This window comes from Bacillus sp. 05T22, assembly GCF_056396765.1.
This window is the reverse complement of record NZ_JBFTMC010000122.1, coordinates 1-12,287: the sequence shown is the minus strand read 5'-3', so window position 1 is coordinate 12,287 and position 12,287 is coordinate 1. Positions and strand designations below refer to the sequence as shown.

Here is a 12,287-nt window from a genome sequence, read left to right as displayed (position 1 = left end):
ATATTTCGGATTTCATTAAAATCTTTTGTAACAACCTTGTTATGCTCTTTTGCATCTCCGCCTAATACTACAGCGGTAAAGGTACTGTCTTCAAAAATATCTTTGTACTGTCCACTCGCTTCAACGCYTTGAYYCTTAATTAAGGCTTTAAAAGCAGYTTGTACATCTTTRCTCTTAGATGATGTTTCTAATTTCACATAAACTGTTCTACCATAAGCTACATTTGAYACCATAACAGGCGGAGCCGCMTTACTTAYCCCTTTACGAGTTAACTCGTCAAACGTAACACTATTATCAAAAAGGTCTGATGGATTGTTAGGTAGTTCTGCACTTACGGTATAAAAGATTTGCTTATATGCCGCAACCATCACTTTTTTCTCTCCATTTGCAACAGCATTAAAGTCAATGTTCAGTGCATTGTCAAGATATTTAGCGTTAACATTAAGAGCACTTGCTATTTGAGATTTACTATACACCATAGATTCTGTATACTGCATTCTTGCAGGTAACGTATGTGTTTTTGAATACTTTTGATTCCAAGTAGATACTAATTCATCTACTGCACCAGACACATTACCATATGTAGGATTTTTGACAGTAATTGTATTGTCTTTTCTCATGCCAGGTAAGTCTATACTAATATTCAAAGGTTTTCTCTTAGCTACTAACAAACTAGGTTGATTATCTGCAAAAGCTTTATTTGCAAGTTGTACTGCTCCTGGATATGTACGATTAGCCACAGAATCAATAATCGAAATATCGACTGGTGAAGTTGTAAGTGATTTTTTCTCACGTTCAACTACTACAAATTTACCATTTGAATTTGTACTTTCTTTYGGAACAAAACTCTCTACTTTATCACCATTTACTGCTAAAACCTCTTGATTATTATACTTAAGATTTGCTATACCAGTATCAATGCCACTTGCATTTTTTGTTGCACCAGCTGAATTACCTGTTTTTGTTTCCGCAAAGGAAGTAGATGAATAACTAATAGTGCTTAAACTAACTAATAAACATGCTAATAATTTGATTCCTTTAACACTTTTTTTAATTTTCAAAAAATTCATTCCCTTCTTTTTTTCGTATTAAGGTATGATAATTGTTTATAAATAATTGCTGAACAATGAACTTACATTACTGCTTTTAAAAGCTCTTGTACGAATGGAAGTAATCCACCGATAAATTTTAAAACTGCCATTGCGATTGCCATATGATTTCCTCCTCTCATCTGTACCTTGATTCATCTTTACTATACAGATCGCTTGTATGATAATTCCCATGAATAATTGCTAAATAATGAACTTACATTACTGCTTTTAAAAGCTCTTGTACGAATGGAAGTAATCCACCGATAAATTTTAAAACTGCCATTGCGATTGCCATATGATTTCCTCCTCTCATCTGTACCTTAAGTCATCTTCGCTATACAGATCATTTGTATAAATAATTGCTGAATAACGAACTTACATTACTGCTTTTAAAAGTTCTTGTACGAGTGGAAAGATCCCACCGATAAATTTTAAAACTGCTGTTGCGATTGCCATATGATTTCACCTCCTCTCATCTGTATAAATAATTGCTGAATAACGAACTTACATTACTGCTTTTAAAAGTTCTTGTACGAGTGGAAAGATCCCACCGATAAATTTTAAAACTGCYGTTGCGATTGCCATATGATTTCACCCCCTCTCATCTGTACCTTGATTCATCTTCGCTATACAGATCATTTGTATAAATAATTGCTGAATAACGAACTTACATTACTGCTTTTAAAAGTTCTTGTACGAGTGGAAGGATCCCACCGATAAATTTTAAAGCTGCCATTGCGATTGCCATATGATTTCACCTCCTTTTGTTGTTGCTACGATGTGATTTATATTATAGTAAGCACTTATGTTTTATCAATACATCATCATATGCAATTTTGCATATGATGATGTAGCAGGTTCCCTTTCTTTGTATTGTTAATAAGGGGTACGGCAACTATTCTTTACTTTTGGAGCCACTCAAGAAAAATGTACTTTATAATCCTATTATTAATGCAACTGTAGCTCTTCTTTTTTTGTTTTTCATGATATTTACCTCGTATAATTTCTAAAAATACTAAGCGCTTTTAAAAAGTAGTATACTGTCTATTGCTGTCGAAAAAAGAGAAAATGCAAAAAATTTGTAACATCATGAAAAATTGCATAATTTAATGTCGATAATCAGTTATTCTAGAAAAAATTTCTGTTTATAATGAATTTTTCTTTTAGGGTGTTTTTGCCTATCCCCTCGAAAAGGGGGAATAAGAAAAACGTATTGTGAAAAATCCTTATCAATAAAGATTTTGGGGTGCTTTTTAAAATATGCATTTCAAAWYWTMTACAATTGMATTRACATGTTTCAAATATWRWTAAGTTGTATTTTTGAAATGAAATAGTTTAGATTTTCAGCATTGTCATAAAGTGTACTTTTTGAAATAACATATAAATTTATAATGAATCAATCTTATTCCTCCTTTTCGGGGATTTAGGAAAAATTACCCTATTAGTACAAAAATCTGTATAGAATTCTGTATAAAAAAGCCCTGCATATAAGCAAGGCTTTTTCTATTTCCAAAATTGCCACCACTTTTTTTGTTGGGTGGCTGCAATCAATTTTTTAGTCTCCTGGTTTTCACGGATCATAGCCATTAGGTTTTGATCACGTTCATTAATTTTTTGAAAATCCTGTTGTTGTTTTTGCTGTTCAGTTAACCATTCCTTTAAATTTTCTTCATGTTTTTTAAGCAGTTCAGATACTCTTTCAGCAACAATTCTATCCAATTCCTGAATAGCTACAACTACTTCTCCTACTTGGATCTGTTCAGGTTGTTGTTTAGTTATTTGGATAGGTTCAATGTCTATATATTCAGGTAATCCTTCTTTACTGAGGAGCTCAATAATTTGTTTTGTTTGGAGGTTTCTTTTATTTCTCATTTTAGCTATAAATTGAAAAACAGGTATACATTCTTGATGAATTAAATACTTGTTCTTTTCACCTTGTTGGAAATTTAAAAAACTACCGTAGGTTTGACAGTTTCGTTTTATAGTCATAGCTGATACTTTTATTTCCTTGGCTACTTCTTCAGCTGATAACCAGTCTTTTTGTTGCACTGTTCAGATCACCATCCTTCTAAACATCTGAACATCTGAACAGAAAAACAAGGGTTTCCTTGTTTTTCTGTTCAGATGGATATTTAGATAATATACAAATAGTTTAACACCTGAACATCTAAACGCAATATATAAAAGAATTACTAGAAAGTAAAATAGAAGGATAGATCTTAAGTCATGCACAGAATGTTAGTATCATGGGGACTATGGGAATATCTAACTTCTTATAATAGGACATTATGTAAACTCTCTACGAATACAATATTCATTATAAAATATAAAAGCAAAAACAAAAAAAAGGGAGAATCTAGTAGTGAAAAAAAACTTTGAAAACGCACATCGTTTCTGTTCTCATAATAGAAATGCTTTAGAAACAGATACTATATGGGGTAGCATCAGGATTTTGCGGATTTACAACGTCAAGGTAGAAATCCCTGTATCAATAGGGTTTACTCTATTGATACTTAACTGATTTTGCTTTAAATAAGGTTTGCGACTGTCTCGTATGACTTGTCTTAAAATTCTTATCGTTGTTAAGTTATTCATTTTTAATACTATAAACAACTTAACGTTGTAAATCCGCATTTTCGGGACGCTACCCCTTAATGGCGGTGGGCGGGCTTTAAAACCCTAAACCTGAAAAAGCTAAAAGTTCCGCAAGGATTGTTTTTTACTGCTCCACTTCGTTACTGCAGTAAAAAACAATCCTTGCCAAACTTTTTTCGGCTCGATTCGCTTTTTTCGCCAAGCCGAAGGACAAAAAGCAAAGCAATTGTTCTCGACTTGGACTAGCAATTATACGAGCCGAACCGCTTAGATCATTCGTTCAAAAATAGTTCTTACTCAAAATTTTGATACGTTTAGTACGTGGGGTTTCGTCCCCACACGACGAGCCAGCACTCCAAACAAAAAGCAAGGAAACCCTTAAATTCGGTTAATTTGTTTTTTATTATAAATACGGTATGTAGAATTTTACATTTATTCTTATGAAAAATAAAATAAAATATCTACAGATTTAACCACAATCACTTATAACGCTCTATCTTCTTCTTTATAAGCACTTAGCTGTATTGAATATAATTGTATTAATTTTCATCCTATCTCGTCATACAAACGAATCTGAACACCCGCTTTTTTCCTAAACGCAAAATTTGAGTGATTATTTTATTCAACTTTAGATTTTGGCTCTCCCAATCATTTAAACATTGCTTTTCTTGTGATAATCCATTCTTTTCTTGTACCATTTGGGGGCAGAAAGAATTTAACTAATCCCTCATCGATCATTTGTTGTAATTCTTTTTTCTGTTCTTCATTTAACATAGATGGACTGTATTTATTCTTTAATGGGTTCTGGTGCAAAAACATTCGCTAGAAACCTAGAGAGTCTGTTTTCTTTAAATTGCTAGTTTATGAAGCTACTCCAAACAGTTGATGGATGAATTCTTTTTGATTTTGAGTAGACGTCATCCTTTGGTGAATCTGTTTCTTTTTAATCATATGCATGGCTTCTATGCCACAGAGTATATAAGTAGCTGTACGAAGTGATTTCAACCCTAACATCGGGCGAACTCGCTTCTTAATAAAACGATGATCTTGTTCTACGATGTTATTAAGATATTTCACTTGCCTTAGTTGGATGCCTATAGGCATCTTTTTTTCTTTCTTTAACTCTTGGATGGCTATAGGATAGGCTGGGTTCTTGTCTACTGTGATAACACGGGGCTTTGAAACATGAAAAGACCGCAAAGCTTTCTTGAAAAAGAGCTTTGCAGCCTTATGGTCTCTTGTTTTGCTTAAATAAAAATCAATCGTGTTCCCTTCCGAATCAACGGCACGATACAGATACATCCATTGCCCTTTCACATATGTCTCATCGACTCGCCAAGAATCATTAGTTGGCTTAAGATAACGACGTACTCGCTCATCTAATTCAGGTCCATACTGATGAACCCAGCGCATGATCGTTGTATGAGCAATGGAGAGTCCACGTTCTTCCATCATTTCGACTAGATCACGAAAACTGAGATTGTACCGCAGGTACCATCTCACGGCTAATAAAATAAGATCAGGTTGATAATGTTTCTATTTGAACAAATTTTCCTTTTCCATACTGATCACACACCTTTTTAAGAGTAATAGTATCAGTATATCCAAGTTTTAGAGGTTGCTTACAACTGGATTAAAGTTTTTGCACCAGAACCCTTTAGCGTCCTGAGTATACATAATAAAGTTGTCTGTGTAGATTTCGTAATTACTGGAGTAAAGGTTATGAAGTTAAGATGTTCATAACTTAAAAGTTATGATTCGATTTTTAAGGTGTTGTATTATCAATAGATAAATAGGTGTCATAAACTAGTATCTAAAGTTAGTCCAAAAAAGGGACAATTTTTATGAAATATGGTTATGCACAAGGTAAAATCTTAAGTTGATGGGTATGGGGTGTTTACTTTTCTTAAGTTGATGGGCATGAGGACACTATATCATTCTGGGAAAATTGTACGCTAGGGACTACAACCCCTTATCATTACAGTATTTTATAAAGATGAATATATGTACAGTGCTTAATTTTAGAATTACCATATGCTAGATTAGAGGTTTACACTCAAAATCTATAATGTTTTAATGGAAGTAACATCTATATAAATCCATTTTAATTCTTCGACATATCTACTATGCAGAATACAACATGATCTGCACTTGCTTTCTCCTTTTGAAGTGGTGGAAAAAGTCATGACTGTTTCTATACGCGGCCAGATACTCCCCTTCAAAATTATATATAGGTATAATTTTTACGTGTATGAAATAAGAGAGGGGGGATAAGTAAATTTAAGAAGTAGTTATAGCAAGAGGAATATTTATTACATTAATGTAATGAAGGGATATAAGGGGGTAGTGAGGAAATCAGCGTTTCGTATGAACGTTAGAATGGATTTAAATGAAAGGACTGATTCATATGAGTAGAAGAAAGAATCATAGATTACAAAAACCAATGAAAGTACTTATGACATCTGCTGTTTTGACAACGACATTATTTACGTCTATGACTGTAGATAGTTGGAACATTCATGCTGAAACTACGCAAACTCAGGCGCAATATGAAGAGAGGACGTTTGAACTTCCAAGTACAGGACATTATATGGCGGAAGCAGAAAGAGAAAGAAGAAGTCAGCAACGAAACTATGTGCCAACAGGAATCTATGTACAACCGAATGAACAAGTTACAATTGAAGTATCGGGACTATCGGGATTAGACAAGCTTGGAGCAACTATTGGGACAAATGAATATGATAAAGAAGGGGGAAAAGCATTTCGTCTTTCTACTGGTTCTAACACCATCTCCTCTCCAAACGGTGGTTTATTAGGGTTTGATAACTGTGAAGGGAAAGGAACTGTTAAGGTGAAAGTAACACAAGGCGGGAGCCCTGTTCCATTCTTTGAATTAGGGAAACATACGAAAGAAGACTGGATTGCCATGATGGACAAGTATCCAGATGCGCATGCTGTTCAATTAAAGTCAAAGAAAGCAGTACTTACTGTTACTCGTGATAGTGCCAAGAAATATATTGTGGATCAAGATCCTGTGCCTCTATTAAAAAAATATGATGAAATGATTCTAGCACAAGATAAAATATCGGGACTATCTGAAACAAGTTCTAATCCGTTACATCGTCCAACTCGTCGCCTTTGGGCTTTTGTAGAAAATCCTAATAAATCTGATTGGGGCATGTATGCAGGTCATAATGGAGTCGTATTTACTACGGCTGGTAATGCAATCGAAAGTGCTTTAAATGTAAATGAATTTGGATGGGGACAAATGCATGAGGCAGGACATACAAGGCAACAATCCCCTTGGATGTGGAATGACCTAAGAGGAATGACTGAAGTCACTGTTAATCTATATTCTTTAGCTGCACAAAAACAATTATTCCCGAATCAACCAACGCGTTTAGAAAAAGAAGGGGACTACGATAGAGCCTTTACATACTTAAAGCAAACAGATAAAGAGTATAAAAATATTGATGACTTGTTTGTGAAACTTGTTATGTTTTGGCAACTTCATTTAGCATATGGTGAAGATTTTTATCCGAATCTTCACAAACTGTATCGAGAGTTACCAAAAGATAAACTTCCAGAAACGGATGAAGATAAAATACAAGCATTTATTTACAATACATCGAAAGTAGCGAAACAAAATGTACTTCCATTTTTTGATCAATGGGGACTGAAAGCATCACAAGAAACGAGAAAAAAAATAGAAGCTTTGAACTATCCAACATTAACTGCCCCTATATGGGAAGCGACGGATGCGAAACCTGTTAAACCAATTGCCGCGTATGGTCCAAGAAAATAATGAAAGCAAGTGTGTGATCTAGCTAGTAATGCGATCGATGACAATCCAAATCCAATTTGACATAGCTAATGGAGCACATCATATAATTCCTTATAAACAAGGGAGATTATGAAAGTACATAGAGAAATATGGTATAGATGGGAATTCATCCAGAATTTCCCTAAATTATTAACAATTATACATGCGTGTGTGCCGGTTGGCAGGATTGTGCAGATTAGAAAATCTCACTTATTTCTATAAAAGAACCACTTGTTTGAAGGAAAAGCATAAACACAACAAAACCCACAGAAAACAATCTGTGGGTTTTGTTGTGTAAAAAGAAGCTTTGGGGAAGCTTGGTTTGATCAATTTTATTTTTCTAACATAATTGAGCGACTTGTTCTTCACTTAATAAGATACTTGTACCAAATATACTTCGGAACGCATAAATCGCTTAAAATTCAAAAGATGATTCAATATCAAATTCTGCATTTTTATTGCATTAGAAAAATAAAATAAACACTTTATTGTATGTTTTGCAAATATATTAGGGATAAACTCATCTTATTATCAATATATTTCAAATTACTTTCACAAGCATTACAAAAGACTTTCATAATCGTTACAAAAGTCTTTCTTTGTTTTATAGGAGTTCAATCCATATGTCTGAAAGACAAGTGAATTTCTGTTTCTAATTCATGTTAACGATGTCTATTTCTTCAGTACTTAAACCGATGAATTCTAACAAGATTTCTATGGGTATGCTATAAAAATATTAATTTAATTTTGGTTAAATGTGAGTTTCGAAATTTCAATCCAGCCTTGGGTTCTTTAATGATACTCTTGAAAGAAATTTATTACAGTTTTGAAAGAGAATTGAAAGGTGTTTAAGATAAGATGGGTTTACTGATATTCGTTTTATGCTATAACAGGGGGGAACTACAATATGAAATTACGGAATCAATTGTTATTGATGAATATATTAAGCACCAGTATTATGCTAATTGCTATTTGGTATAGCGAAATGAAAATGTTACTTAGACCGGAACAAACGCAATTATTCATAGGAATTGTAGTCATAGCAATGGCGTTTTCAACGATTATTTACTGGTTAATGACACGTCCTATTATGAAATCGATCCAAAATTTAATTGCATTAACCAAACAATTTAGTGATAGACATTTTGAAACGATGTACATAATAGGGAAAGAACCGGATGAGTTTAAAGAATTAGCCACAGCTTTTCAAGAAATGGCAAAAAAATTAGAAGAAAGCTTTACTAAGTTAGAAAAAGGAGAAAAAGAACGTACGGAGCTGATTACGAATATTTCACATGACTTACGAACACCTCTTGCTAGCATACAATTGATGATAGAAGCGTTACAGGATGGTTTAATTGAAGATGCTGATATGAAAAAGCAGTATCTAACGACAATTCTAAACGAAATACAACGATTAAGTGGATTAATTAATGATTTATTTGTGCTTTCTAAGTTAGAACTTGGACAAGAAGCATTTCATCCAAGTTTAAAACATGTAGATAGTATTCTATTAGAAGTAATAGATTCACATGCTATCCTATTGAAAGATAAAGAGATTGATTTGCAATTACGTGTTTCAGATACATTACCAAAACTTTGGATTATGCCATGTAAAATAGCACGAGTTCTCAATAATTTGTTACATAATGCGATTCGACATTCTCCAGTATGTGGAACAATCGAGTTAATTGTAGAGGAAAATAAGCAGAAGCAGCATGTTCAATTCACTTTGCGTGATGAGGGGAATGGGATTTCCTACGATGAACAACTACGTATATTTGAACGCTTTTTCAGAACAGATCCATCAAGAAGTTCACAATCTGGAGGATCTGGACTTGGACTCGCCATTGCAAAATCACTAGTGGAAATGCATGAAGGAGAAATTGGTGTTCGGAACCGTCCAGATGGTAAACAGGGATGTGAATTTTGGTTTACTCTTCCTGTTACATCAGAAAAGAAATAAGGTTATGAAAGACTTTTGTAATATTTAAGAAAGGATATTGAAAGATTTAATAGATATGATGTAGTTAACTTATTAGTAGATGTTTTAACTCATCTAGAAACCAAGGAGGAAAATGACGATGAAGAAAAAGAAATTGAAGCCAGCATTTGCTGTATTAAGTAGTGTAGCAATGGCATTGACTTTGGCATCCCCTGCTTTAGCAGACGTACAAAATCCAAGTTCGGATAGTAAAGTTGAGAAATTTAAAGAGAATGCAAATGTAACAGAAGAAAAAGCTGTTCTTGGAACTGATGGAAAAAAAGGACAGATTTCTACTGAAAAAATTGAAGTACAAAATAATGATTGGGATAACGATGGCATTTCTAATGATTTAGAGATAAAAGGATATAAAATTGAGTTTAATTACCAAACTGGAAAAAATGAAGTGAGCGCATGGGATCCAGAGAAAGATAAAGGGAAATTAAAATTCATTACTAATCCTATGAGTGCAAATTCAGATGGAGATCCTTTTTCAGATGCGTATGAAGTTCAGTATTTTGGCAGTGATTCTGATACAGATTTCAATCCAATGGTTGCCAATATGCCGAATTTACAAATTGGAATTAAACGTATTGGAGTTACTCCCATTAAGGAAATTACAGATTCAAAAGGTGGATCTATTAATAAAGGCTGGGAGAAAAGCGTATCGACGCAGCATTCTTTTAATGTTGGTCTAACTGTCGGAGGCGGCGTTGAAGGTTCAGCAGCAGGCCCTGTACCAAAAGCAGATGCTTCATTAAATGTCGGCTATGGATATTCAAAAACTGACACTGAAACAGAGAGCTATTCTAATAATTTTGATTGGTCTACTGCAACGACAATTGATACAGCAAAGGCAGCAAAAGTAAGCTTACAGTTAGAATATAAAAATGTAGGTACAGCATCAGCTGAAAACGTTTCTCCTCACTTTAACATTCGCTTAGGAGACAAAATTATCAATACAGTAAAGGCGACGCAAGATCGTTATAAAGCACAGCACTTAAGCACAGAAAAAGGCGGAAGAAATAAAACAGAAGTATTAATTGACAGTTTAGAAGGTCAAGCAGATGTAAATATTTACTTAACGTTAGATGAATTAAAAGCTGTTGAGCAAGGTGCACTTCTGTCTGTTGAAGTATTACCTACGAGTACAATGGACGTGTCTATTGAGCAAGATGGAGATTTTAAAAACTTAGGAGATGCAGGGAAATATGAAGCTCGTGTCAATGCATCTACTGCATTACTAGAAACTGATATCGGGAATAAGCCGAAGTTTAGAGTGTATGCACCAGAAGGTTCGGGTAGTAATAATGTATCGTTTAATGAAGTATTCAAGCACATCAATGTAGATTCTAAAAAGACAAATGAATTTGTATACAGGTACGGCGAAGGCCAAGCTATCGTTGCGAAGGAAAATCTAAAAAATGCAAAAGAAACTGGTTTGACAAAAAGTTTTAGTGGCGGTGTTTTTGAAAAACTTCAATCACCAACATTATCATATAGTGCGTATGATTCAATTAAGAAAAAGTTGTATGCGGCAGTCGTACCGGGCTTATTTGGAGCAAGTAATGAAATCACTGCTACTTTTGAAAAGAAAAATTCTAAATCAACACAGCAAGTAACATTAGTGAAAAATGGAAATATATATGAGTCTAAAGAAACTGTAAGTTTGAATCAATTCGATCCATCAAAAGAAGTTACATTTGAAATCAATGACGCACAAAAGAAACTTCCGACACAAAAAACTTCTACAGTCGTTAAGTATAATAAAGCGTTTGATAATTTATTAGTAGATAATAAAGGTGAATTTATTGTAGAAGGAAAAGAATATTATTTAAAGACAACTGCTAACTTACCTAACGGTGTAAACGAAGAATGGAGAGCAGCGCAGATATTCCAAAATATAAGCGGGAAATATGTGCACTTTAGTTTAAAAGGGAACAATTGGGATGGATTAAGAATTGGGCCGAAAAAACAAGCAATACACGGGCCTGATATTGAAGCTACATCAGTCATCATTGAGAGAAAAGGTCAATCTAAACCAGGAGAGCCAATTCGAAAGGATGAAGAAGTATTCCTTAAGTTTACGAATAGTACTCATGGTGGCTATCAGTATCTTAACGTTGGAAATGGATATGATTATAGCTGGTTAGACCAAGAACGTAATAGATCGACAATTAAATTAGAGAAACTTCCAGATGAAAAGAGCTTCTATTTAAAATCTGATTCTACTTACATCACATATAGAAATAATGACTGGTTTAGTAGTGTTGCAGATAACGGGATTGCCCCAACTGTATTCGGTTATGAAAAGGTTTTAAAACCTGAACATACAACTTCACCAGGCGAGAACCATAAATGGGAATTAGAAAGCATTAAATAAAGCAAGAAATTTAAGACTGCAAAGCGTTTCTTTCAGAAAGCTTTGCAGTCTGTTTCTATTTTTTGTGAGTATCTGGCTATGTAGAGAAGATTTCTATGCTGAAAACTGCAACGAGAAAACTCATTCCATCTCTTTCTTTAAGTTTTTTAATCTATATAGTACTTATCGTTATTGGAGTGGCATTAATCTTATCGGGTGTTTATAAAATGAAGAAATATGATGCATTCGTAGGGGTAGCACCACACATCCATCAACTTAAGGTATATTTTTATACAAAATGGGGTCTTTTCACGTAATATTTTATTATCGTTTATAGATGTTATAAAAGTAGGCATATCAAATAAACCCTGACGGGTTTGAATTTTTTTACTATGCTACCTGATGAGTAGTACTATGCTACCTGATGAGTAG

At 33.8% G+C, this 12,287-nt stretch carries 7 protein-coding genes and 1 pseudogene; 4 read left to right on the top strand and 4 right to left on the bottom strand.

The genetic code is table 11. The features are described from left to right. The 4 genes and pseudogenes from AC1DIT_RS24070 to AC1DIT_RS24055 form a co-directional block, all read right to left on the bottom strand. On the bottom strand, positions 1-1,070 hold a 1,070-nt coding region (locus AC1DIT_RS24070; protein WP_476998457.1), incomplete at its 3' end, for a thiol-activated cytolysin family protein. Between the two features lie 1,524 nt (positions 1,071-2,594). After that, positions 2,595-3,140 (bottom strand): DUF3967 domain-containing protein, encoded by a 546-nt coding sequence (locus AC1DIT_RS24065; RefSeq protein ID WP_016132198.1) that lies wholly within the window; start codon positions 3,138-3,140, stop codon positions 2,595-2,597. Between the two features lie 1,194 nt (positions 3,141-4,334). After that, on the bottom strand, positions 4,335-4,505 hold the full coding sequence (locus AC1DIT_RS24060) for a hypothetical protein (RefSeq protein ID WP_016132197.1): 171 nt from the start codon (positions 4,503-4,505) through the stop codon (positions 4,335-4,337). A 42-nt stretch (positions 4,506-4,547) separates the two neighbouring features. Next, positions 4,548-5,249, bottom strand: a pseudogene (locus AC1DIT_RS24055) (IS6 family transposase). 844 nt (positions 5,250-6,093) lie between these two features. Between AC1DIT_RS24055 and AC1DIT_RS24050 the strand changes: the two are divergent. The 4 genes from AC1DIT_RS24050 to AC1DIT_RS24035 all read left to right on the top strand — a co-directional run bounded on the left by AC1DIT_RS24050 (position 6,094) and on the right by AC1DIT_RS24035 (position 12,172). Then, the gene (locus tag AC1DIT_RS24050; protein ID WP_016132992.1) at positions 6,094-7,491 is read left to right on the top strand and encodes a M60 family metallopeptidase; all 1,398 of its coding nucleotides are present in this window, start codon (positions 6,094-6,096) and stop codon (positions 7,489-7,491) included. A 925-nt stretch (positions 7,492-8,416) separates the two neighbouring features. Then, positions 8,417-9,475, top strand: a complete 1,059-nt coding sequence (locus tag AC1DIT_RS24045; RefSeq protein WP_016131681.1) for a sensor histidine kinase — start codon at positions 8,417-8,419, stop codon at positions 9,473-9,475. A gap of 118 nt (positions 9,476-9,593) precedes the next feature. Beyond that, positions 9,594-11,876, top strand: coding sequence for a binary toxin-like calcium binding domain-containing protein (locus AC1DIT_RS24040; RefSeq protein ID WP_016131682.1), 2,283 nt, complete (start codon positions 9,594-9,596; stop codon positions 11,874-11,876). A 95-nt stretch (positions 11,877-11,971) separates the two neighbouring features. Continuing rightward, on the top strand, positions 11,972-12,172 hold the full coding sequence (locus AC1DIT_RS24035; protein WP_476998456.1) for a hypothetical protein: 201 nt from the start codon (positions 11,972-11,974) through the stop codon (positions 12,170-12,172). Positions 12,173-12,287 lie beyond the last annotated feature (115 nt).

Bases quoted from the DNA above. Each gene is read 5' to 3' on its own strand.
- AC1DIT_RS24060 (WP_016132197.1), bottom strand. From the start codon at position 4,505: ATGTTTTTGCACCAGAACCCATTAAAGAATAAATACAGTCCATCTATG.
- AC1DIT_RS24050 (WP_016132992.1), top strand. From the start codon at position 6,094: ATGAGTAGAAGAAAGAATCATAGATTACAAAAACCAATGAAAGTACTT.
- AC1DIT_RS24045 (WP_016131681.1), top strand. From the start codon at position 8,417: ATGAAATTACGGAATCAATTGTTATTGATGAATATATTAAGCACCAGT.
- AC1DIT_RS24040 (WP_016131682.1), top strand. From the start codon at position 9,594: ATGAAGAAAAAGAAATTGAAGCCAGCATTTGCTGTATTAAGTAGTGTA.
- AC1DIT_RS24035 (WP_476998456.1), top strand. From the start codon at position 11,972: ATGCTGAAAACTGCAACGAGAAAACTCATTCCATCTCTTTCTTTAAGT.